Origin of the sequence: Herminiimonas sp. Marseille-P9896 (genome assembly GCF_903993245.1) — a bacterium.
GTDB classification, from domain to species: Bacteria; Pseudomonadota; Gammaproteobacteria; order Burkholderiales; family Burkholderiaceae_D; genus Oxalicibacterium; species Oxalicibacterium contaminans.
The window spans coordinates 404,966-429,024 of sequence record NZ_CAJEVT010000002.1 but is presented as its reverse complement, the minus strand read 5'-3'; the positions used below and the strand labels follow the sequence as shown (position 1 = coordinate 429,024).

General features: G+C 55.3%; 21 protein-coding genes. 8 read left to right on the top strand and 13 right to left on the bottom strand.

Translation table 11 applies throughout. The features are described from left to right. Together H7U06_RS07510 and H7U06_RS07505 are read right to left on the bottom strand one after the other, a co-directional pair. The gene (locus H7U06_RS07510; protein ID WP_175625543.1) at window positions 1–405 is read right to left on the bottom strand and encodes a hypothetical protein; all 405 of its coding nucleotides are present in this window, start codon (window positions 403–405) and stop codon (window positions 1–3) included. Between the two features lie 54 nt (window positions 406–459). Beyond that, window positions 460–801 carry a zinc ribbon domain-containing protein YjdM gene (locus tag H7U06_RS07505; RefSeq protein ID WP_175625542.1) on the bottom strand — a complete coding sequence of 114 codons (342 nt, stop codon included), beginning with the start codon at window positions 799–801 and terminating at the stop codon, window positions 460–462. A gap of 261 nt (window positions 802–1,062) precedes the next feature. Between H7U06_RS07505 and H7U06_RS07500 the strand changes: the two genes are divergently transcribed. Next, window positions 1,063–2,238, top strand: a complete 1,176-nt coding sequence (locus H7U06_RS07500; protein ID WP_175625541.1) for an MFS transporter — start codon at window positions 1,063–1,065, stop codon at window positions 2,236–2,238. 59 nt (window positions 2,239–2,297) lie between these two features. On the opposite strand, the gene H7U06_RS07495 is transcribed toward H7U06_RS07500, so the two are convergent. From H7U06_RS07495 to H7U06_RS16340, 4 genes are all read right to left on the bottom strand, one after another. After that, a complete protein-coding gene (locus H7U06_RS07495) occupies window positions 2,298–3,347 on the bottom strand; it encodes a glycosyltransferase family 1 protein (protein WP_175625540.1) in 1,050 nt (349 codons plus the stop codon). Then, entirely contained in the window at window positions 3,329–4,189 is an 861-nt protein-coding gene (locus H7U06_RS07490) for a UDP-2,3-diacylglucosamine diphosphatase (RefSeq protein ID WP_175625539.1), read from the bottom strand. The genes H7U06_RS07495 and H7U06_RS07490 overlap by 19 nt, the downstream gene beginning before the upstream one ends. Beyond that, a complete protein-coding gene (locus H7U06_RS07485) occupies window positions 4,186–4,953 on the bottom strand; it encodes a GNAT family N-acetyltransferase (RefSeq protein WP_175625538.1) in 768 nt (255 codons plus the stop codon). Before H7U06_RS07485 ends, H7U06_RS07490 begins: the two co-directional genes overlap by 4 nt. Window positions 4,954–5,165: 212 nt before the next feature. After that, a complete protein-coding gene (locus tag H7U06_RS16340; RefSeq protein WP_303049235.1) occupies window positions 5,166–5,843 on the bottom strand; it encodes a hypothetical protein in 678 nt (225 codons plus the stop codon). Between the two features lie 192 nt (window positions 5,844–6,035). On the opposite strand from H7U06_RS16340, the gene H7U06_RS07475 reads away from it, so the two are divergent. Next, window positions 6,036–7,154 (top strand): ABC transporter substrate-binding protein, encoded by a 1,119-nt coding sequence (locus H7U06_RS07475; protein ID WP_175625537.1) that lies wholly within the window; start codon window positions 6,036–6,038, stop codon window positions 7,152–7,154. Between the two features lie 43 nt (window positions 7,155–7,197). Here the strand turns inward: H7U06_RS07475 and H7U06_RS07470 are convergent, their stop codons facing one another. The 3 genes from H7U06_RS07470 to H7U06_RS07460 form a co-directional block, all read right to left on the bottom strand. Next, a complete protein-coding gene (locus tag H7U06_RS07470) occupies window positions 7,198–7,797 on the bottom strand; it encodes a DedA family protein (RefSeq protein WP_175625536.1) in 600 nt (199 codons plus the stop codon). A gap of 80 nt (window positions 7,798–7,877) precedes the next feature. Beyond that, complete coding sequence (locus H7U06_RS07465) at window positions 7,878–9,332, bottom strand: Ppx/GppA phosphatase family protein (RefSeq protein WP_175625535.1); 1,455 nt, start codon at window positions 9,330–9,332, stop codon at window positions 7,878–7,880. A gap of 299 nt (window positions 9,333–9,631) precedes the next feature. Then, the gene (locus H7U06_RS07460; protein ID WP_175625534.1) at window positions 9,632–10,882 is read right to left on the bottom strand and encodes an Hsp70 family protein; all 1,251 of its coding nucleotides are present in this window, start codon (window positions 10,880–10,882) and stop codon (window positions 9,632–9,634) included. A 260-nt stretch (window positions 10,883–11,142) separates the two neighbouring features. Between H7U06_RS07460 and H7U06_RS07455 the strand changes: the two genes are divergently transcribed. From H7U06_RS07455 to H7U06_RS07440, 4 genes are all read left to right on the top strand, one after another. After that, complete coding sequence (locus H7U06_RS07455; RefSeq protein ID WP_175625533.1) at window positions 11,143–11,472, top strand: putative quinol monooxygenase; 330 nt, start codon at window positions 11,143–11,145, stop codon at window positions 11,470–11,472. 57 nt (window positions 11,473–11,529) lie between these two features. Then, window positions 11,530–11,700: a hypothetical protein gene (locus H7U06_RS07450; RefSeq protein ID WP_175625532.1), complete on the top strand. Its 171-nt coding sequence runs from the start codon at window positions 11,530–11,532 to the stop codon at window positions 11,698–11,700. Between the two features lie 83 nt (window positions 11,701–11,783). Further along, window positions 11,784–12,650 carry an MBL fold metallo-hydrolase gene (locus H7U06_RS07445; RefSeq protein ID WP_175625531.1) on the top strand — a complete coding sequence of 289 codons (867 nt, stop codon included), beginning with the start codon at window positions 11,784–11,786 and terminating at the stop codon, window positions 12,648–12,650. 191 nt (window positions 12,651–12,841) lie between these two features. Then, window positions 12,842–14,923, top strand: coding sequence for a bifunctional diguanylate cyclase/phosphodiesterase (locus H7U06_RS07440; RefSeq protein ID WP_254873167.1), 2,082 nt, complete (start codon window positions 12,842–12,844; stop codon window positions 14,921–14,923). A 38-nt stretch (window positions 14,924–14,961) separates the two neighbouring features. Here H7U06_RS07440 and rpiA read toward each other — a convergent pair whose 3' ends face one another. The 4 genes from rpiA to edd all read right to left on the bottom strand — a co-directional run bounded on the left by rpiA (window position 14,962) and on the right by edd (window position 20,570). Continuing rightward, entirely contained in the window at window positions 14,962–15,633 is a 672-nt protein-coding gene (gene rpiA, locus H7U06_RS07435) for a ribose-5-phosphate isomerase RpiA (RefSeq protein WP_175625529.1), read from the bottom strand. 138 nt (window positions 15,634–15,771) lie between these two features. Beyond that, complete coding sequence (locus tag H7U06_RS07430; RefSeq protein ID WP_175625528.1) at window positions 15,772–17,526, bottom strand: cation:proton antiporter; 1,755 nt, start codon at window positions 17,524–17,526, stop codon at window positions 15,772–15,774. A gap of 492 nt (window positions 17,527–18,018) precedes the next feature. Then, complete coding sequence (eda, locus tag H7U06_RS07425; RefSeq protein ID WP_175625527.1) at window positions 18,019–18,639, bottom strand: bifunctional 4-hydroxy-2-oxoglutarate aldolase/2-dehydro-3-deoxy-phosphogluconate aldolase; 621 nt, start codon at window positions 18,637–18,639, stop codon at window positions 18,019–18,021. 2 nt (window positions 18,640–18,641) lie between these two features. Next, on the bottom strand, window positions 18,642–20,570 hold the full coding sequence (gene edd, locus H7U06_RS07420) for a phosphogluconate dehydratase (RefSeq protein WP_175625526.1): 1,929 nt from the start codon (window positions 20,568–20,570) through the stop codon (window positions 18,642–18,644). Between the two features lie 328 nt (window positions 20,571–20,898). Between edd and pgi the strand changes: the two genes are divergently transcribed. Both pgi and zwf read left to right on the top strand, forming a co-directional pair. Continuing rightward, entirely contained in the window at window positions 20,899–22,539 is a 1,641-nt protein-coding gene (gene pgi, locus H7U06_RS07415; RefSeq protein ID WP_175625525.1) for a glucose-6-phosphate isomerase, read from the top strand. 48 nt (window positions 22,540–22,587) lie between these two features. Beyond that, entirely contained in the window at window positions 22,588–24,057 is a 1,470-nt protein-coding gene (gene zwf / locus H7U06_RS07410; RefSeq protein ID WP_175625524.1) for a glucose-6-phosphate dehydrogenase, read from the top strand. The last annotated feature ends 2 nt before the right edge of the window (window positions 24,058–24,059 follow it).

Genomic DNA, 24,059 nt, shown 5'->3' with positions numbered 1-24,059 from the left:
TCACTCCAGACCGAACAAACCGTCTTTATCAAGGATGGCATAGGTAATTTCGGGATTCCGTTCCAGACACTTGCGGATGGCGGCGGGTATCGTTTGCTTCGTTTTGCGACACAAGCCCGGCTGTTCTTCCAGCACGATGTTCAAACCACGTACAGTACGCACCTCATTCAGGCCCGGACTGATTTGCAGCGCGATCCCCAGCTGCGCATACATGCGTTCTTCCATATGCTTGAGGTCGGCATAACTGCTGATCGCCTCTATCCGTGCGATCAGCTTTTTTTCTTCCATCTTGGTTAAACGCAAGATACGCAGGTCGCCCGCAGGATTGCCCAGCAACGCATCACGCTCGCAAGTGCACAGGCCTTGCGGGCATTCTTCACGCATTACAAACGGCGGCGACTGCATGGCATCACTCCATGACGATATCGGTGTCAGCACATACCGGGGGCTAACGACCGCTTACACTTTCTTGACGAACTCCGACTTCAGGCTCATCGCGCCAAAGCCATCGATCTTGCAATCGATATCGTGGTCGCTATCAACCAGGCGGATGTTTTTAACCTTAGTTCCTACTTTAAGCACACCGCCCGAACCTTTCAACTTCAAATCCTTGATGATGGTCACGGTATCACCATCCTGCAACACCGTCCCGACTGCATCACGATATACCTTGGCCTGCTCGGTGGCTTCAACTGCCGCCTGGGTCGACCATTCATGCGCGCACTCAGGGCAAATATACAGGCTGCCGTCCTCGTAGGTGAACTCGGAATGGCATAGCGGGCATGCAGGCAAATTGCTCATAGGGTGTCCTTACAGATAAAGCGTCACTGGAAAGTCGCCAGTATACAACCTGCCCTTCCAGTAGCTGCACTTTGCCGCAACAGCGAACTTTCATCCGCCTAATTTTTCATGTTATTCTGCTTGCGCTGTCGCACGTAGCTGCGCACGCCGTAAGCGTTTACGTCAATCAACGCGCAACCTGCCATGGATCATGGCGGGAGTGCGCTGACGTATGTGCTGCAGCGGGCTCCCGGGACCATGGTGTTATACGGAGTCTGTTACATGTCTGAAGCATCCCCGCGTTTTGATACTGCGTATCGTCATCTGATCTGGAAGACGCTCGCCCTCTTTCTTTCCTATCTCGCTGTTGCCATGTCCTTGCCGGTACTACCGGTCTATGTCACGCAGCAGCTGCACTACGGCAACGTACTCGCCGGTCTCGCCGTCGGTATCACCTTCCTCGCCACCATCCTGACCCGCAGCCAGGCCGGCACCCTGACCGACCGCATAGGCGGCAAACACAGCATGCGGCGCGGCCTGGTGATTTACACCATCGCCAGCCTGGTGTGCTGGGTCTCGGCCTGGCCGCTCTTCCCTATTCCATTCAGCTATGGCTTGCTGATCGTCGGTCGCCTGCTGCTCGGCTGGGGTGAAAGCCTGGCGCTGGTCGGCATGCTGGGCTGGAGCATAGAGCAGATGGGACCTGCACGCGCCGGTCGCGTCATTGCCTTGTCCGGCATGGCCATCTACGGCGCATTTGCAGTCGGTAGTCCCTTGGGTCTGGCTATCTTCCAGCACTTTGGCTTTAGCGGCCTGATGCTGGTCTGCGCCGCCCTGCCTTTGCTCGGCCTCGCCATGATCAAGAACATGCCGGAAGGCGCATTGCAAAGCGGCGTCCGCGAATCGTTCTGGCGCATCCTCGGCCGCATCTGGCGTCCCGGCCTGACTGTGGGCCTGCAAGGCGTCGGCTTTGCCGCACTCGGTGCTTTCATTACGCTGCACTTCATCAATCAGGGCTGGGCCTATGGCAGCCTGGGCCTGACCTTGTTTGGCAGCGGCTTTGTCGGCATGCGTTTATTCTGCGGCCACCTACCTGACAAGATAGGCGGCAGCCGTGTCGCCATCGTTTCACTGGCGATCGAAGCGACCGGTCAATTCCTGCTGTGGAGCGCCAGCGAACCAGCCTGGGCCTTACTCGGCGCATTGCTGACCGGCATCGGCTGTTCGATGATCTTCCCGTCGATGGGAATGGAAGTGGTCAAGCGCGTCCCACCGCAATTACGCGGCACCGCAGTCGGTGGTTTCGCCGCCTTCCAGGACATCGCCTATGGCTTGACCGGGCCAGTAGCGGGTCTGTTTGCCGATCACTATGGTTATGCGTCGGTGTTCCTGGTCGGCGGCATCGCCGCAACCATGGGTATAGGTACCGCGATACTGACAGGCAGGGAAAAGACTTGAACTGAGGTATGAACAAGGACGAGTACTGCGCTATGCAGCGGAGTACTCGCACCTCAACATCATGCGCTAGGCTTGGGTGATGCGCGACGCACCATAGGGATGTGATCGGTCTTGCGTACCGGATGCAAATGCGTGAGGAATTGCTGGGTTGCTGCACTCCACGAGTAGCACAGCGCATGCTCGCGCACCACTGAACGCTTCAGGTTCAGCGCATCAAAGCAGGCGCGCATCAGGTCTTCATGCAGCACGCCGGATTTACCCTGTGCCACCACGTCGATCGGACCTTCCACCGGATAAGCCGCGACCGGCACACCGCAGGCCATCGCTTCGATCAGCACCAGGCCGAAAGTGTCGGTACGGCTGGGGAATACGAAGACGTCAGCGCAGCTGTAGTAAGCCGGCAATGCATCATGCGGCTTGGCGCCGAGGAAGTGAACCTCGGGGTACTTCTTCTCCAACTCTTCGCGCATAGGGCCATCGCCTATCACCCACTTCGCGCCCGGCAAATCCATTTGCAGGAAAGCTTCTATATTTTTTTCCACCGCAACACGACCGACGTAGAGATACAGCGGTCGCTCTTGCGTTACTTCTTCGCGCTGGCCCGGGCGGAAGTAATCGGTATCCACACCACGGCTCCATTGCACGACATTTTTAAAGCCGCTTTTTTCCAGCGCATCCTGCATGCGCGGCGTCGGCACCATGACGGCCTTGGCTGGTTTGTGGAACCACTTCAACCAGCGATAGGTAAGCGCCAGCGGCAGGTGGAAACGTGCGCGCAGGTATTCAGGGAAACGGGTGTGATAGGCAGTAGTGAAGTCGAGGCCACGGTTGATGCAGAAACGGCGCGCCGCCAGCCCCATAGGGCCTTCGGTAGCGATGTGTATGCAATCCGGATCGAAGTCTTCAAGTGCTGCAGCAACCTTGGCATATGGCTTGTAGGCCAGGCGTATCTCCGGATAGGTCGGGCAGGAATAGCTGCGCATGTGTTCCGGCGTCACCATCAACACGGCATGACCGTTGGCGCGCAATTGCTTGCGCGTCGCTTTCAGCGTGTTGACCACACCATTGACTTGCGGCTCCCAGGCATCGGTTACGATGGCGATACGCATAATTCTTCACCTTTTTCATGTTTTGCTGCCTTGTGCGACTTGACGATTTCCTGCCAGGTCACCAGACGCAAGGCACCGGATGCGTCTTCCACCAAAGCGGACAGGCTTTCGACCCAGTCACCATCATTACAATAAGTAATACCGTCGATGTCGCGGATCTCAGGTTTATGGATGTGACCGCAGATCACGCCGTCCAGTCCGCGACGCTTGGCTTCAGCGGCCAGCGCATTTTCAAATGAAGAGATGTAGCTGACGGCATTCTTCACTTTCAGCTTCAGGTATTGCGACAGCGACCAGTACGGCAAACCGGCACGGGCGCGCCAGCTGTTGAACCATTGATTGAATTTGAGGATGACGGTGTAGAGGTTGTCGCCCACATAGGCCAGCCATTTTGCACAGGCGATCACGCCATCAAAGCGGTCACCATGCAGCACCAGCATGCGTTTACCCTGCGCTGTCGTGTGTATGAGTTCATCACGGATGCGTATGCCACCAAAATCCAGGTCTATGAATTGGCGTACCGCTTCGTCGTGATTACCGGGCACGAAGATCACTTCGGTACCCTTCTTGGCCTTTTTCAGCACCGTCTGTACTACGTCGTTATGCGCTTGTTCCCAGTACCAGCGGCGTTTCAGTTGCCAGCCGTCGATGATGTCACCAACCAGGTAGAGGGTGTCCGATTCCGTTTTGCGCAGGAATTCCAGCAGGCGTTGCGCCTGGCAACCAGTGGTTCCCAGGTGCAGGTCTGAAATCCAGATTGTACGAAAGCGGATAGGCTCGCGCTTCGCGCCAACTTCCGCACCGATAAAATCAGTCGTCAAAAATTGGTCGCGTGGCTTCATGCTGGTTGCGCCTCTTTCAGGTAGTGACGTGCGTAGCGGGCATCGAGCTTGGCCAGCGGCAACATCATGAACAGATCTGCACTGTGGAAATCAGGATCCCAGGCCGGGTTGCCGCAGACCCAGGCACCGCTGCGCAGGTAACCCTTGATCAACGGTGGTACCACCGCCACATGACCAGGTTCGCGTTCGGCGATAGGGAAAGGCAAATGTGGTGTGACGCGATACTCGGCTGGTGCCAGGCTGTTTTCTGCCAGCGAGTGATACAGCGCAGCAGCATTGTGGCCGCCATCAGCCAGGCTGACACTGGCGCAACCGATCAGGTATTCACATTTTTCTTTCTTCATGTAGGCAGCCAGACCAGCCCACAGCAGCATGATGACGCCGCCACTGCGGTAGTCCGGATGGATGCAGGCACGTCCTGCTTCCGCGATGCGGTTGCGCAGATTATTCAGGCGGCTCAGGTCGAATTCCTGCTCGGAGTAAAACTGACCCATCTTGCGCGCAGCTTGCGGGCTCATGACGCGGTAAGTGCCGACCACTTTCAGTGTTGCCGAATCGCGTACGATCAGGTGATCGCAGTACGCATCAAATTCGTCTTTATCGAGTCTCTCTTCGTTCTTCAGTGAAGACAGTCCCATAGACTCGATAAAAACTTTGTAACGCAAACGCTGTACTTCACGTACTTCCTTTTGCGTGCTGGCAAGGCTCAGCGTCAGCTTGGGAGAAGCAAGATTGGTATCGGCAGAAGCATTCAGTAATCGCATGTGTCGTCCTTTGTATTGTGACGAACGAAGCGTAACTGTTGATTACTTCAGCAAAATGACAGGAGCATGTCAGTTTCATGACACGACAACACTCTCAGACATTCCAATCCCTGAGAGTGCGGGACATAAAAAAACCGGCGCATGGCACCGGTTTTGTTTGCCCTGAAACAACAGGCCTGCAACTCCCTGCGCAGGGCAGGAAATCTGCATGATTACTTGGATTTTTTCGGACGCCCAGCTTTCAGCGGCGACAAGGCTGCGATCACACTGTTGAGCTTCTTCATGTCCATGTCTTTGATCAGCGCAACGCCAGCACGCAGCAATTCGCTTTTCTTGACCGCAACACCGGCTTTCAGGAAGGCTTTTTTCACTTCGCTCAAAACCTGATATTCGATTTCCGGCATGGTGAAGCTATCGCGTACCAGCTTGGCTTTTTTGCCTTTTACTTCGGCCACTGGCTTCGAAGCTGGCTTGCTTACTGGTTTAGCTACTGGCTTGACCGCAGGTTTCACGGCTGGCTTGACGGCCTTGGTGACGCGCTTGCTTGCTGCTGGCTTAGTTGCTGGCTTAGCCGCTGGTTTGGCTGCAGGCTTGCTTACAGCTTTCTTTGCAGGCGACTTGGTCGCTGCTGGCTTGGCTGTCACTTTCTTCGCCGGTGCTTTGGCCGCAGGCTTGGCTGCAGCTTTTTTAGCCACTGCCTTTTTTGCTGCTGGTGCTTTGCTTGCTACTGCTTTTTTAGCAGCAGCTTTCTTTGCTGGCGCTTTCTTGGCGGCTGGAGCCTTTTTAGCCGCAGGCGCTTTTTTCGCTGGTGCTGATTTTTTTGCAGGCGCTGGTGCAGCTACAGACGCTTCTGGCTTCACTTCCACCTTGACTTCTGTTTCGTTCGACACACGCTTCTCCTTGTAATTAATAGTATAAATAATATATATAGTTTATTCTTTTTTTGCAAGAAAATACCGTATAAACACTGTAACAGCGGGGCCGAGAGCGCGTAAAGCTTGCGCTGCAACAGGCGCAAATTCATCATGCCGTCACAATTCAAAACCAGAATTGCGGTCAAATACGCTCACTCCATTTCACACATGAACCTGCTCCGGTTTTTCGCAATTGCTTCCACCTCCCTCCTGCTCGCCAGTTCCGCTGCCGCAGAAGAACCCAACACCATCGTGGTCGGACAGGCGATCGACCTGTCCAGCCAGAACGCATCGGTAGGTCGCGACTATGTGGCCGGGATCAAAACCTATTTCGATGCGCTGAATGCCGCTGGCGGGGTCAATGGCAAGCGCATCCGCTACATCGTGCGCGATGATCAGGCATTACCGGCAGTGGCGGCGAAAGCGGTTACCGAGCTGATAGAACGTGATCAGATCGACTTCCTGCTGGGTGGTGTGGGCGACGGCACGGCGCAAGCGGTGCTGAACGCACCCGCCTTCAAACGCAGCAGCCTGGTGCTGTTTGCCCCCTTGGTCGATACGGTGGAACTCAATAGCAGCCGTGTGCTGTTCTGGCGCCCCAGCTATCTGCAGGAAGTCCGCCACATCCTGTCGCACTTCAGCCAGCTGGGGATGACAGATGTTGGTATTGCTTACCAGGACACGCCGTGGGCGCAGCAGGCCTTCCGCAACTTGTCCTCGGAATTGCGCGGACGCAGGGTGAAGTTGAATGGCTCTGCCAAGCTGGGTACTAATGAAAAACTCAACGCGCAAGAGGCTACGCAACTGGCCAGCAGCAAACCGGGCTTCGTCATCGTGATTGCCGACACCATCAGCACCGCCCTTTTCCTGAAGGAGTTCCGCCGCACCGCAGCACAAACCTTTGTCGCCGGAACCTCATTGATCAACCTGGAAACCCTGCGCGAACTGGCTGGCGCACGTGCCGTTGAGTGGACGGTCTTTTCCCAGGTAGTGCCGAACCCCAACACAGGCCGATCCTCGATCCAGCTTGAACATTTGAATATGATGAAGAAGTACCGCGACGAGCCGCCGTCATCGCTGACGCTGGAAGGATTTACCGTCGCCAAGACCCTGGTCAGGGCGATCCAAAGAAGCAAGCGCAGCAATCAGGCTGCACTGCAGGATTTGATGAATCAGGATGTGAATATCGACCTGGGCGGCCTGTCTGTCACAGGATCGCCGAACAGCAAACACTTGTCCGGCTATCTGGATATAGCGCTATTCAAAAAGAACGGCCTGGTGTTTTGATGGATGGCTGATTGCAGTTAGCAGCTGCAATCAGCTTTCGAACTCAGTTGTGCGGCTTGAAGCGGATAAAACGATAAACGTAGATCGCGATCACCGTGTACACGACGGCTTTCGAGACCGGATCGACATAGTGCTGCACCACTTCATACTGCGATTGCAGCAGATAGCCGGTCAGGGCCAGCAAGCAAGTCCAGATCAGTGAACCGATAGTCGAATACATTAAAAACGGCAGCATAGGCATTTTCACGCCACCGGCAGGCACCGAAATCAGCGTCCGTATCGCCGGAACCAGGCGACCAAAGAAGACCGTCGCAGCATCGTGCCGCTCAAACCAGTCCGACGCCTTATCGATATCTCCCGGCGACACTGTCAGCCAGCGTCCATGCCTGGCCGCCAGCCGCTTCAGCCTGTCCTTGCCGAACAAGGCACCAGCGTAGTACCACGGCAAGGCACCGACCACTGATCCGGCCGTACCGGCCAATATCACCAGGAAAATATTCAGTTCACCACGTGCAGCGACAAAACCTGCCAGCGGCATGATGAGTTCAGACGGGATAGGAGGAAAAACATTCTCGGCCAGCATCAGCAAGAAAATGCCAAGGTAGCCACCTTGCGACACGATATCGACAATACTATGGAACAAACCCGTCTCCTGTAGATGATCAAAAACGGGTCATGCTAAACCGTCAGGCTTGCGTGGACAAGCACTGACGGCAAATTACCTTAGTTAGTCAGCTTGACGTAGAAGTCGATGCCGACTTCACTCCAGCATTCTTTTTCTTTATCTATCCAGTAGGCAACGGTCGGATGCTGGGTTACCCATTGCTTGCGGATTTCCAGTTCTATGCCTTTTTTCATGCGCAAGCGTATATCGTCCGGCGCCACGTCTATGCGGGCATGCATGAACATCAGCGCCAGTCGCAATGCGACTACTGCCTTCGCAAAATCACTGTCACTCAGTTGATCCGCCACTTTGCGCAAATTTCCTTTTTGCGCCAGCACCAGATTGCTCATCACGCGTTGCTCACGCGTGGTAAAGCCCGGCAAGTCAGCGTTTTCCACCATATAGGCGGCATGCTTGTGATAACCGCTATGTGACACGACCAAGCCGACCTCATGCAACAGGCCGCTCCAGAACAGGAGTTTGGTATAGGTATCGTCGCTCGGCTTAAGCAAACCGAGGAAAGCACTGGCAATCTGTGCAGCCTTCTCGGCGCGCTTCTCATCCACTTTGAAGCGCTGCAGGAATTCACGTGCCGACTGCTCACGCCGGTCACGCTTGGTGGCGCGCAAATGCAAGTCCCACAGCACGCCCATGCGCAAACCGGCTTCTATCGGCGTCACGACCTTAATGCTGAACTCTTGCATCAAGGCGACCAGGATCGCGAGGCCACTGGTAATGCTGGCGGCGCGATCCGCTTTCATGCCGACCAGGTCGATGTTGCCCGCGTGACCGAACTGAATCAGGCGCTTGCGCAATCCTTCCAGGCTCTTGAGCGACATCTGGCCATCACCCAGGCCATTCTTGCTAATCGCATCGGCAATCGCACGCATGGTGCCGGATGAACCGTAGGCATTGCTCCACAACTCTGGCTTATATAGCGGCACCGCATCTTCGAAGCGCGAGCGTGCCGACAGCACGGCAGCATCAAACGCCTCGGCGGTAATGACGCCGTTCGGGAAGAAATTCAGGCTTTGCGGCACGGTGCCTACACTGAAGGATTCCACCTGCTCGATTTTTGGCCCTTTACCGAGGATGACCTCGGTCGAACCGCCACCGATATCCAGTACCAGGCGACGCTCATTCTGCGAGAGTGTGCTGGCCACACCCATGTAAATCAGACGCCCCTCCTCTTCACCGGAGATGATTTCTATCGGGTAACCGATCGCCGCTTCTGCTGCTGGCAGGAAGACGGCTGAATTCCTGGCGATACGTATCGTATTGGTCGCCACCACGCGCACTGCGCTCAGCGGAAAAGTACTCAGAATGGAATTGAAGCGTGCCAACGATTCAATTGCACTTTCCATCGCTTTCGCAGTCAGGTTGCCCTTGCTGTCCAGGCCAGCGCCCAGGCGTATCGGATCGCGCGCGCTCTTGATGATGCGCATGGTGTCGCCATCATGGCGCCCTATATGAAGGCGAAAACTATTCGAACCGAGATCTACCGCTGCAAACATTCCATCCTCTCAATCACGCCCCTGCTTTATCTGTACCACGTCTGTATTTTATATATCGAACGACTTACACCATGCTTGCAATGCCGCGCGAAAAGTTCGTGACAATAAGCCCGCATTATTACCGCGTGATGACAATTCTCAAGAGTAAGACTGGCCTTACTTCGTAGCGGTGCTGCACGTATAAAAAAATTGCGCATCATAGATGCGCAAATCATTTATACCATTTTCAAATACGAATCGCCAATGAAGATTTGGCGGCACCCGCAAATCTTTTTATCGCGTGTGGCTCATGTGTCGCATCAGCCGAATTTTCGCACCGCATCCAGCGCCAGTCCGGCACCAATACTACCAAACAGATCGCCCTCTACCCGTCGTGCATCCGGCAGCAGGGAGCTGATCTTTTCACGCAACAGATGGACACCGCTGGAGCCACCAGTGAACACGACGGTATCGACATCCGCAGCGGCTATACCTGCATCTTTCAGCAAATTGGCGACCGTGCTTTCAACTGTCGTAACCATCTTGTCGATGGACTCATCAAACTCATCGCGGCGCAAAGTCAGTGTCGTGCTCGGCGCAATACGATCCAGCACCAATTCGGTTTCCATCTGCGACGACAAGGCTATCTTGCCCTCCTCGGCTTTCAGCGCCAGCCAGTGGCCGGAACGGTTTTCTATCAGGTGCAGCAGGCTATCGAGCTTGGGCTTGTCGCGCGCATCGCGATAGATATCCTTGATCTGCAACCAGGTCTTTTGTGAGTAGGCCAGGTTAATCGTGTGCCAGGTCGCCAGGTTGAAGTAGTAGCTGGACGGCACTTCGGTATCGTTGTTCAGGCGACTACCCAGACCGAGCAAAGGCATGATGCTGGTCAGGCTCAGGTATTTATCGAAATCGGTACCGCCGATATGCACACCGCCGGTCGCCAGGATATCGTCGCGACGGTCATCCTTTTTGGCCCGTTCCGGTGACAACCGTACCAGCGAGAAGTCGGAAGTACCACCACCAATATCGGCAATTAGTACCAGCTCTTCCTTATCTATCTGTGACTCGTAGTCGAACGCGGCAGCGATAGGCTCGTACTGAAAATCGATATCCTTGAAACCGACAGACTGCGCGATTTCATACAAGGTATCTTCCGCCAGGATATCGGCTTCTTCATTGCCGTCGACAAAGTAGACCGGACGCCCCATGACCACGCTGGTGAACTCACGGCCGGCCGCTTTCTCAGCCCGGTCCTTCAGTTCGGCGATGAATTGCGTCAGCAAGGCGCGGAAAGGCAGAGCCTTGCCCATCACCTCGGTCTGGTCGTCGATCAGGCTGGTACCGAGCAGGCTCTTGAGCGAGCGCATCAGGCGGCCTTCGTAACCTTGCAGGTAATTTGCCAGCGCAGCGCGGCCGTAATAGACCTGCTCTTCGTCTGCGTTAAAGAAAACAACGGACGGCAAGGTGACCTTGCCATCTTCCAGTTGCAATAGTGCCGACTGGCCGGGACGGCTCCAGCCGACGGTCGAATTCGACGTCCCAAAATCGACGCCGCATGCGTTTGCCATGGAAAAAACCTGTGAAAATGAAATGGGTCACGATGATAAGTCATAGACCGCAGCAAGTGTTTATTTTCTCGCCCGTCCCGCATCTGCCGATGTTGTCATACACTTATCAGTATTCTTCTATATGCACAGTCATATTCACGCTGGCTAAATGAGGATTACAATTAATTGCCGTTCTTTCATTACCTGCAATGAACCAGTTGTCAGCAACTGTTGTCAGCACCACATGGGTACCCAATCGCTATCGATAAAGGAGACACATCATGGTTAACCTCGGCCTGCAAGTCCGCCTGGAAGCTAAACCCGGCAAGGAAAAAGAACTGGAAGAATTCCTGCGCGCGCAACTGCCGTACGCGCTTGGTGAGCCTGCCACGATAGCCTGGTTCGCCGTCAAGCTGAATGACAACACCTTCCTCATCTTCGATGCCTTCGAAAACGAAAGCGGCCGAAAAGCCCATATCGATGGCGCCATTGCCGCCGCCCTCGGTGAAGTTGCCTCCCAGTTTCTGGCCAAACCACCCGTTATAGAAAAGCTCACGGTATTGGCAGCCAAGCTCCCGGGCAGCGGCGAAGTGCCGGATTCATTAGGCTAAGCAGCGAACTAGCCGTTTGCGTCGCTGCGTCGTAAAATACCGGCTTACGGAGGATTTATGAATACGAGTTGGGGTAGCGAAGAGGATATGGAAATCGATGACGAGTTCATCGCCGACATCGAGCACCTGGTGCCATCCAGGCAGCGCAACCACGGTGACATCGGGACGCTGGACTTCTATGACCGGCAAGACCGCATGGCGCGCGAATTTTCCGACAAGCCACGCTAATCAAGTAACGGGTGCCACGCGCACCCGTTTTCCTGTCTGCCCCCCTGTCTTCATCGTTAGCCATCCCTTGCGAGGAACCGCCCATGTCGCCTGTCGTACAAGCCTTCTTCGACACAGAAACCGGTACCGTCAGTTACGTCATTCATGAAGCAGGTGCAGTCGATTGCGCCATCATCGACTCCGTCCTCGATTACGATCCCAAATCCGGCCATACCAGCACCACCTCGGCTGACAAAATCATCCAATTCGTGCAAGCGCAGGGTCTGCATGTGGAGTGGATACTGGAAACCCACGTCCACGCCGACCACCTGTCCGCCGCCCCTTACCTGAAGCAGCACCTCGGTGGGCGCATCGCCATCGGCCGCATGGTTACCAAGGTCCAGCGCGTGTTTGACGAAATCTTCAATCTTGAAGATTCATTCAAATTCGATGGCTCGCAATTCGACTATTTGTTTGACGAAGACGAGGTTTTCCATATCGGCAAGCTGCAGGCCCAGGCCTTGTACGTGCCCGGCCATACGCCCGCAGATATGGCTTATCACATCGGTGACGCGATTTTTGTCGGCGACACCCTGTTCATGCCGGACGCCGGGACCGCGCGCTGCGACTTTCCGGGCGGCGATGCCCATAGCATGTACCGCTCGGTGCAAAAGATCCTGGGCTTTCCGGATCAGACACGCTTGTTTATGTGTCACGACTATCCGCCGAATGGACGTGCACCGGCCTGGGAAACGACGGTCGCCCAGCAACGCACCAAGAACATTCACATCCGCACCGGCATCAGTGCAGATGAATTTGTCGCCATGCGTACCGTGCGCGACAAAACTCTGGGTATGCCGACCCTGATCCTGCCTGCCATCCAGGTCAACATCCGTGCTGGCAATCTGCCGCCAGCCGACAACAACGGTATTCGCTACCTCAAAATTCCGCTCAACACGCTGCCGGGATAAGCGTATTCTGAGGTAGCATGTCGCACCATTTATACTGCACCATTTCAGTGCTGACATGCGTCGCTTTTGATGGCATCGATATTGCTACATGGAAATGTAGGCATTTGCCTGAGCAATACGCTGCCGCGACCAGATATCGGAAGCGCAAGCATTTGTGATTTTAGATACTGTGTACCAACATGTTGCTCTCCATGCCATCCCATCCCGCCGACCCGACACTGCAGGCCCGTTTGCTCAGCACCTTGTTGGCCAACCTGGAAGGCATGGTCTATCGCTGCCGACTCGACGCCCACTGGACCATGGAATTCGTCAGCGAAGGCTGCTTCGCACTGACCGGATATACCGAAGAAGACCTGCTCTTCAACAGCCGCATCTCCTACGAACAAATCACCCATCCTGATGACCGCCAACATGTGCGCGACACGATACAGGAAGCAGTGCAAAACAATCGCCGCTTCGACATCGAATACCGTATCGTGCGTGCCGATGGCAGCATCCGCCACGTATGGGAGCGCGGCACCAATATTTCGCATGACACCTGGGACATACTCGAAGGCTTTATCCAGGACGTGACCGAGCGCAAGCAGGCCGATGAAGCCTTGCGTGAAGCGGAGCGTCGCTATCGCAGCATCTTTGAAAACGCGATAGAAGGGATATACCAGTCGACCCCGAACGACGGTTATCTCGCCGTCAACCCTGCCCTGGCCCGCATGTATGGCTACGACAGCCCGCAGCAACTGATCTCCACGCTGCGCGACATTGATCACCAGGTCTATGTCGATCCGCAGCGTCGCCTTGAATTCAAGCGCCTGATGAGCAAGCATGGCGTCGTCACCAATTTTGAATCGCGTGTGCATCGTCGTAACGGCGAGATCATCTGGATTTCCGAGAACGCCCGTTCGGTCTACAACAGCGACGGCACGCTGCTGTTCTTTGAAGGCACGGTAGAAGCCATCACCGAGCGCAAACTGCACGAAGCGGAAATCCAGTTCCAGGCGACCCACGATGCGCTGACAGGACTGCCCAACCGTACCCTGCTGTACGACCGTATGCAGCAGGCGGTCCTGCATTCGGAACGCTACGGCAACCTGACCGCAATCGCCTTCCTCGACCTGGATCAATTCAAGTTCATCAATGACAGTCTGGGTCATCAGGTCGGTGACGAGCTGCTCAAAATCACCGCGCAGCGCCTCACCTCCTGCCTGCGCGAAAGCGACACCGTAGCGCGCCAGGGCGGCGATGAATTCGTACTGCTGCTGACCGACCAGCCGAATGAAGAAGCAATCACCCACACCATGCAGCGCGTACTGCATGAAGTCTCGCAACCGTGGAAAGCCAATGACCTGGAATTCCAGATCACCTGCAGCATAGGCGTGACGCTGTGCCCGGATGACGGTCGTGATGCCGAAACCTTGCTGAAAAACGCCGACTCCGCGATGTACAAGGCAAAGGAACTGGGACGCAACAACTTCCAGTATTTCTCGGCTGAAATGAACACCTCAGTCACCGATCGTCTCGAATTGCTGAATCGTTTGCGCCAGGCGATTAGCAACGAGGACTTTGTCCTGCATTACCAGCCCAAGGTCTGCCTCGCCAGTCATAAGATCATGGGTGCCGAAGCACTGGTACGCTGGAATAGCGCACACTCGGGCATGGTTTCACCCGCCAGCTTCATCCCACTGGCAGAAGAAACCGGCCTCATCATTCCGCTCGGTGAATGGGTCCTTCGCACCGCCTGCCGACAGAACCGTGCATGGCAGGAAGCCGGTTACCCGGCTATTCCGATTTCAGTCAACCTGTCACCGCGCCAACTGGCACGTGGCGATATCGTTGAGGTCGTGGAACGGATACTGGATGAAACAGGCCTGCAGGCGCAATACCTGGAACTGGAAATCACCGAAAGCGTAATGACCACCGACGTGGAAAAATCATTTGCGCTACTGACCCGCTTGCGCGCACTCGGCGTCAAGATTTCGCTGGATGATTTCGGCACTGGTTACTCCAGCCTGAGCTACCTGAAACGCTTTCCGGTCGATACGCTGAAGATAGACCAATCCTTCGTGCGCGATATCGCCACCGACCAGGACAGCGCGGCGATCGTGAAGGCGATTATTTCACTCGGAAGAAACCTGAATTTGACGGTACTGGCTGAAGGAATAGAAAGCGCAGAGCAATTCCGCTTTCTGCTGGAAAACGGTTGCGATGAAGGCCAGGGTTACCTGATGAGCAAACCGATACCGAATAAAAACTTTGTCGATTTACTGACGCAGTAGCCTGTTGCAGGCTACTGCTGGCAGAGAGATGAAGACGTTTAGAAATTCAGGCGCTTGACGCCATCGGCAGTACCGAGCAAACCGATATTCGCACCACGACGCGCAAACAAGCCTACCGTCACAACACCAACGATATCGTTGATCTGCGCTTCCAGCGCAGCTGGATCCTCGATCTGCAAACCGAGTACGTCAACGATGTAACAACCGTTATCGGTAACCACCGGTTTGCCGTCTTTCACGCGCAACCGTGGCTCGCCACCGAGTGCTGCCAGCTTGCGTGCCACTACGGCCTGAGCCATCGGGATCACTTCTACCGGCAGAGGGAAGGCACCCAGCTTCTCGACCAGCTTGGAGCCATCCGCGATACAAACAAATTGCTTGGCGACCGAAGCCACGATCTTTTCACGTGTCAACGCGGCACCGCCACCTTTGATCATCGCACCTTGCGCCGTGATTTCATCCGCGCCGTCGATATACACCGACATCGTATCGATATCATTCAGGTCAAATACGGTAATGCCATGGCTGCGCAAGCGCTCAGCGGTCGCTTCGGACGACGCTACCGCACCCTTGATGCGGTCCTTGATCTTGCCCAATTCATCAATGAAGAAATTGGCAGTGGAACCGGTACCGACGCCTATGATTTCACCCGCCACTACGTAATCGATGGCAGCACGCGCCACCGCTTGTTTCATTTCGTCTTGAGTCATGAGCTATGCAGGAAAAAGTCTGAAGAAGGCTGCTATTTTACCGGAAGCCCCGCTGCATCAGCCCCAAATGCAGGAAAATTGCGGCAAAAATTGCCTGACGCCGCTCTGTAGCGACAGGCTTAAGCACTTATCAGCCTGCTAATTTTTCTCTTCGTCCGGGTGCTCCAGCGTCTCGAACAAAGCGATTTGCAGGCGCGTATGCCAGCGCACGAAAGTCTTCCATAACAACGCCGTGACTATCGCTGCGGCCAGCAGCAAGAACAGCAGCATATTCGTCGGCGGCAGGATACGCGCACTCAACAAACCGATCAGCAGCAAAATGCCGACGATAGACAACAACGGAATCACCTCGGAAATCAGACGGCGCAATCCATGTACAAAGTGTCCGCCGTCACCAATCAAGATTTCGGCCAGTAGCTGGCTCAGCGCATTCAGCTTACGATATGTAGCAATCAGGAACGGTAGCGACAACGCGAGTGCGCCGGCAAACACGATGGCCTTTTGCGTATGTTCATCGGCAGCAGACCCCGCCAGATGCTTCTCTATCACGCCAAACACATAAATCCCCGCCAGGAAAACCGCCGCCGTCATCGCGCAATTCACGATCACCTGCGCCACGATACGCACAATGATCTTGAACAAAGCGGCGCGATCACCTTCCGGCTGCTTATGCTGCAACCAATCCGTATAGCGATTGGCGAGACGGCTGATACCGTCCGGCATGGCCGCTGCCGCACGCAAGGAAACCGGATCAGCCCACTTGATCAGATATGGTGTCAGCAAGGTAGTGACAGCTGAAACCGCCACCACGATCGGGTACAGGAAATCGCTGGTGACCTGCAGTGTCAGGCCGAGCGAAGCAATGATGAAAGAAAACTCGCCTATCTGCGACAAGCCCATACCGACCCGCATCGATGTTCGCCCATCGTTGCCGGCAATAAACGTCCCCAAGCCGCAGGCAAACACCTTGCCCAGCCCCACCGCCACTGTAATCACTGCGATCGGCCACGCATACGTCACCAGCACCGTCGGATTGAACAACAAACCGACACCAACAAAAAACAAGGCGCTAAACATATCGCGTATCGGTGCGATCAATCGTTCGATCAAATGCAACTGCCGCGCCTCGGCCATGATCGCACCTATCATGAACGCACCTAGTGCAATGCTGTACTCCATCTGCAACACCAGCAGGCAAAAGCCAAAGCACAGACCCAGCACTGTAATCAGGAATACCTCATTGCTTTTGAACCTGGCGACATAGGCCAATATGCGTGGCACCAGCAACAAACCGAGCACCAGTGTCACGATCATGAACAGGGACAGCTTGCCGACCGTCACGAACACATCACCGGCATCGACAGAACCATTCATCGCAATGCCGGACAAGAGCGCAATCATGCCTATCGCGAGTACATCCTCAACGATCAGGATGCCGAAAATCAGTTGGGCGAATCGCTCATGCTTCAGCCCCAGCTCATCCAGCGCCTTGATGATGATGGTGGTGGAAGAAATGGCCAGCATCGCACCGAGAAACAATGCATCCATCGCTTTCCAACCGAAGTAACGTCCTATCTCATACCCGATCCAGGTCATCAGGACGATCTCTCCGAACGCAGCGATGAATGCGGTCACGCCGACGCGGCTGAGCTTCTTCAGGTTGAACTCCAGCCCCAATGAAAACATCAGGAACACCACACCCAACTCCGCCACGATCTTAATCGTGCGGTCATCCTGTATCAGTTCAAATGGTGGGGTGTGCGGGCCGATAATGACACCGGCCAGGATATAGCCGAGTACGACTGGCTGCCTGAAGTAATGGAAAATGATCGTGACGATACCGGCGATCAACATAATCACCGCCAGATCCTGAATAAATTCAGCTCCATGCATAGATTCAACTTTCGGTTTGTTTCTACTGGAGTGCGGACTGATGCGTGACGCGATGTGGCTGGTTTAAGCGTACACACAGATCTGGCCTGTGTCTATGTCGGATAGTGACTTTATGGTGACAGTTGTTAAGGTGAACAGGGTTCCGTTCTGAGGTTGCTGATGTGGGCCGCTCTCCGTAGCTGAGTACGTTGCCGGGGGTGGCCCGGCGGCCACTCACTTTCTTTGCTTCGCCAAAGAAAGTAAGCAAAGAAAGGCGACCACGGCGCCGCTGCCCCTGCGGGGTCCCCGTTTGTGCGGGACAAAAAATGGGAAGTGGGCGAAACTCGCTGCGCTCAGACACACCCACTTCTTTTTCCATTTTCTGTCCCGCACAAACGGCATCGTCACAGTGGACTCACAAGCAAAGCCTCTATGGATTACGCGAGTCAGTTATAACAACGCAGAAATAAAAAAAGCCGCTAAAAGCGGCTTTTCTAAATCAAAACAGGAATATCACTTCAACCCAGCAGCAGCCTTGGCCAAAGCAGTAACTCGATCCCAATCACCAGCCGCCAGTGCATCCTTAGGCGTCAACCATGACCCACCCACACAAGCCACGTTCTTGCATGCCAGGAACTGCGCCGCAGTCTCCTGCGAAATCCCGCCGGTAGGACAGAACAGCACATCCGGCAACGGCCCGGCAATCGCATTCAGCATGCCCACGCCACCCGCAGGTACTGCCGGGAATAGTTTCAACTGATGAAAACCGGCTTCCCGCGCTGCCATCACTTCCGACGGTGTCATCACACCTGGCAACAAAGGCAAACCACTCGCCAGCGAACCCTGTATCAATTCCTTCGTCAAACCAGGCGATACACCAAAGATCGCCCCGGCATCACGTGCGGCGGCAAAGTCTTCCGAGCGTGTCAGCGTACCGACACCGAGTATCGCTTCCGGCACCTGCTCTGCAATCGCACGTATCGCGCTCAAGCCGTGCTGCGTACGCAAGGTCACTTCCAGCACGCGTATGCCGCCAGCCACCAACGCACGCGCCAGCGGAACTGCATGCGCCAGGTCGTCAATCGCTATCACCGGGATCACCGGCGAGGTACGCATGATTTCCAGCATATTCATATTCAGTTTCCTATAGGTCGCTCTATCAGATTATCTTCATCGACAAACGGCTCGTCGTCCGGCACTGCCAGTGTGTTGGTCGTTTTGTCTTCGTCTGCTTCCAGCAGGGGTGGCGGCAGGCCGAAGGTGGTTGCACCCTCTTCTGCCGCACTCACCGAATGGCGGAACATCGCAAACAATTCGCGTCCCATGCCGATTTCATTTTGCGACAGGTCTGCAGGCTCGATGCCACGTACCGCCCATTCAGCTTCCGGCACCAGCGCTTGCAACACACCGGTTTCGGCGTTGAGTTCTATCATGTCACCGGTACGCACACGACCCAAAGGACCACCTGCCAATACTTCCGGCGAAACGTGGATGGCCGCTGGCACTTTGCCCGATGCGCCGGACATGCGGCCATCCGTCACCAAGGCAACATGACGTCCTGCATCCTGCAAGCTGCCCAGCGCCGGTGTCAACGCATGTAATTCCGGCATACCGTTCGCACGTGGCCCCTGATGACGCAGCACGGCGATGAAGTCACGATTCAATTCACCTGCCTGATACGCATGCATGAAGGCTTCCTGCGATTCGAATACGATGGCTGGCGCAGTGACTATCCGATGCTGTACCTTGACCGCCGACACCTTGATGACCGCACGCCCCAGGTTACCGGACATCAGCTTCATACCGCCGTCGCCAGAGAAAGGTTCAGCAGCCGTGCGCAATACATCGGTATTGCCGCTGACAGCTGCCGCCGGTTTCCAGACTACTTGCTCACCTTGCAGGAAAGGCTCGGTAGCATGCGCGCGCAAGCCGCGTCCAAGGATGGTCATGACGTCGTCATGCAAGAGACCGGCATCCAGCAATTCACGGATCACGAAACCGGTGCCGCCTGCGGCATGGAAGTGATTCACGTCGGCGTCGCCGTTTGGATATATACGCGCCACCAATGGCGCAACTGCCGACAAGGCATCGAAGTCATCCCAGTCGATCACGATACCGGCCGCTTTCGCCATCGCCACCAGGTGCAAGGTGTGATTGGTTGAACCACCGGTAGCCAGCAATGCCATGACTGCGTTGACGATGGTTTTTTCATCGACCAGGCGGCCGATAGGCGTATAGGTCTGCCCTTGCGCACTGATTTCGACTGCACGCTGGGCGGCGTGGGCCGTCAATGCGTCGCGCAAAGGCGTGTTGGGTGTAATAAAAGCGGCGCCCGGCAGGTGCAGGCCCATGACTTCCATCAACATTTGATTACTGTTCGCGGTGCCGTAGAAAGTACAGGTACCGGCGTCGTGGTAGGACTTGCCTTCTGCTTCCAGCAATTCGTCGCGACCGATTTTGCCTTGCGCGTAGAGCTGGCGTATTTTGGCTTTTTCCGGATTCGACATGCCGCTGGTCATAGGCCCGGCCGGGACAAAGACCGCAGGCAAATGACCGAAATGCAAAGCGCCGATGACCAAGCCCGGCACGATTTTGTCGCACACGCCCAGATAAACGGCGGCGTCGAACATATTGTGGGACAAGGCGATGGCAGTAGACATGGCGATCGTGTCGCGCGAGAACAGCGACAACTCCATGCCTGGTTGCCCTTGCGTAATACCATCGCACATGGCAGGTACGCCACCGGCGAATTGCGCCACACCACCGGCTTTGCGCACCGCATCCTTGATGATGTGCGGGAAACGCTCGAAAGGCTGATGCGCCGACAGCATGTCGTTATAGGCAGAGACGATGGCGATAGAGGGGGCGACCTGCTGCTTCAGTATCAGCTTGTCGTTGGCGGGAGAAGCGGCAAAACCATGCGCCAGATTGGTACAGGACAACGTACTGCGTTGCACACCCTTTTGACGCGTATTTTCCAAACGTTGAAGGTAAGCAGCGCGATACGGTCGGCTACGCTCTACGATCCGTGCGGTTACGGCAGTCACAACAGGATGGAGCGACATATTAAATCCCTAGAAAAACAGTTTTGAAATTTTACTACAATAATTTACAGCTACCTATCGTCATTTTTTACCCGGGCATGAAAAGTCATGACTACGCTATGACTACATTACGCGTCAGAAATTCATTCCTGCGTGATCCCGCAGCAAACCGGGGAATTATGAGATTGGATTGAACTTTCCTTGCTAGCAGGTATCCGTTACAGGCTCACTACAAATCAGGAGCGTAGCAAATTTAATGCTTTGCATTGCCGCACGCAAATTTATTTGTAGTGAAATTACCATAAATTGATGTATAGTGAAAACCAACCATAGATCGCATATAACGCCCATGCGCACGACCCTTACCGCTACTGCCGCCTTCCAGGCGCTGCAACAGCACCATACAGAAAACAAAGACCGACAGGTTCGTCATTTATTTGCGCAAGATCCTGCCCGTTTCAGCAAATTATCCGCCGAAGGCGCTGGCCTGTTCCTCGACTATTCAAAAAATATAGTCGATGACAAAACCATGACATTGCTGTACGCATTGGCGCGCGAAACGCAAGTCGAAGCACAGCGCGATGCCATGTTTGTCGGCCAGGAAGTCAATCGTACCGAACACCGCGCCGTCCTGCACACTGCCCTGCGCAAGCCGCGCAATGAGAAGCTAGTACTGGGACAGCAAGACGTTGTGCCCGAGGTACACGCCGTGCTGGATCGCATGGGCGTTTTCAGCGAACGCGTCCGCTCTGGCGCATGGCGCGGTTACGACGACCGTGAGATTACAGATGTCGTCAATATCGGCATAGGCGGCTCCTACCTCGGTCCGAAGATGACTTGCCAGGCACTGCGCTCCTTTGCCCATCCACGCCTGAACACACACTTTGTCTCGAACGTGGATGGTCACGATCTCGACGCCTTGCTTACCCGCATCAACCCTGCCACGACCCTGTTCATCATTGCTTCCAAAGGTTTTAATACTGCCGAAACCATGATGAATGCACAGTCGGCACGCGCATGGTTCCTGCGCCACGCGAAGGAAAGCGATTTAAGCAAACACTTCGTCGCCGTCTCTACCCATCTCGATGCGGTACAGGCTTTCGGCATAGCGCCGGAGAATATGTTCCCGTTCTGGGATTGGGTTGGCGGTCGCTACTCGGTATGGTCGGCCATCGGTCTGGCACTGATGCTGTCGATCGGACCGGAATGCTTCAGGGAATTCCTCGCTGGCGCGCATGCGATGGATCAGCACTTCCAGCAAGCACCACTGCAAGAAAACCTGCCTGTCATCCTCGCGCTGATCGGTATCTGGAACCGTAACATCCTCGGCAGCAGCTCGATTTCGATTGCGCCTTACCATCAGGACTTGCGCCTGTTCCCCGGCTATCTGCAGCAGCTGGAAATGGAAAGCAACGGCAAGAGCGTGCAAGTCGATGGCTCCAAAACCAGCACCACGACCTGCCCTATCATCTGGGGCGACGTCGGCACCAACGGCCAGCACGCCTACTTCCAGTTATTGCATCAGGGTACGGACGTCATGGCAGTCGATTTCATTGCTGCGCTGAAGCCTACCCATTCCATGCAACAGCACCAGGTGCAGTTGCTGGCAAATTGCTTCGCACAATCCGAAGCCTTCATGCGCGGCAAAAACGCCGACGAGGTACGTGCCGATATGCAGGCGCAAGGTTTGCCGGAAGCTGAAATTCTAAAACTATTGCCGCATCGCATCTTCCCTGGCAATCGCCCGAGCAATACCATCCTGATGGAAACCCTGAATCCGCACGCACTGGGCGCATTGATTGCACTGTATGAACACAAGGTGTTTGTACAAGGCGCGATCTGGGGCATTAACAGTTTCGATCAATGGGGCGTAGAGTTGGGCAAGATACTAGCAAAAAACATCGCAGCCGAACTCAGCGATAAAGCCAAACCAGAGCAACATGACAGCTCGACCAATGGCCTGATCGCACGTGCCAAGGCTGCACTCTAAAAACAATAACGTTCTGACGAACACTTACTTACATTAAAACCCTTCATCATGGCTCTTACCGATTTTGATCTTGTCTTGTTTGGCGGCGGCGGCGACCTGTCGATGCGCAAACTGATTCCTGCGCTGTATGCACGTGACCGCGCCGGGGATTTGCCTGCCACGGCCCAGATCATCTGCGTCGGGCGCAACGAGCGCAGCACAGCCGAGTTCATCGAGACCGTGAATGAGAACGCCAAATCACACATCAACGAAAAGACCTTCAGCCAGGCTGTGTGGGACAAGTTTTGCGCCCGTATCAAATACGTCGCGCTGGACGCCAGCGATGCCAACACCTATCAGCCGCTGAATGACGCCTTGCGCGACAGCAGCAGCGTGACCCGCGTGTTTTATCTGGCGACGCCGCCTACCCTGTTTGCCAGCATTTGCCACAACCTGTCGGCACGCGGCCTCGCAACAGAACAAACCCGCGTCGTGCTGGAAAAGCCGCTGGGTCGTGATCTCGCCAGCGCGAAACAGATCAATCAGGAAGTCAGCCAGGTATTCAAGGAATCGCAGATCTACCGTATCGATCACTACCTCGGCAAAGAGGCGGTGCAAAATCTGCTGGCACTGCGTTTTGGCAATGTGCTGTTTGAACCGTTGTGGCGTCGTGAATGGATTTCCGACGTACAGATCACGATTGCAGAAGAAATCGGTGTCGGCAACCGCATGGGTTACTACGAAACCTCCGGTGCGCTGCGCGATATGATGCAAAACCATTTGCTGCAACTGCTGTGTATCGTGGCGATGGAGCCACCACTGTCGGTGACACCGGATGCTGTGCGCGATGAAAAGCTGAAAGTATTGCGCTCGCTGAAACCTTTCACACAAAACACCCTGGCCAAGAATGTCGTGCGCGGCCAATACCGCGCCGGTCACGTCAATGGCGTCGCGGTACCGGCGTATCGCCAGGAAAAAACTGCCGACCCGGAGTCCAATACCGAAACCTTCGTCGCCGTCAAAGCAGAGATCGATACCTGGCGCTGGGCTGGCGTGCCCTTCTACCTGCGTACCGGCAAACGCATGGCTGACCAATTGGCAGAAATCGTGGTGCGTTTCAAATCGATCCCGCATTCGATCTTTGCGCAATCGACCAGCAGCTTCCAGCCGAACTGCCTGGTCATCCGCCTGCAACCGGACGATGGCCTGCAACTTAACCTGATGGCGAAAACACCGGGCGATGGCATGCGCCTGAAACCGGTCGAACTGGAACTCGACTTTGCAGAAACCTTCAAGGCACCCCGCATGGATGCCTATGAACGCCTGCTGCTGGACGTCCTGCGCGGCCAGCTGACACTGTTTATGCGCAGCGATGAACTCGAAGCGGCATGGGAGTGGGTAGAACCGGTACTGCGTTACTGGGAACAGGAAGGCAATGAACCTTTGCCGTACGCATCCGGTACCTGGGGTCCGGCCGCATCCAGCTCGCTGATCGGGCGCGATGGCCTGCAATGGCGCGAAGAAGCCCTGCCGGAATAAGC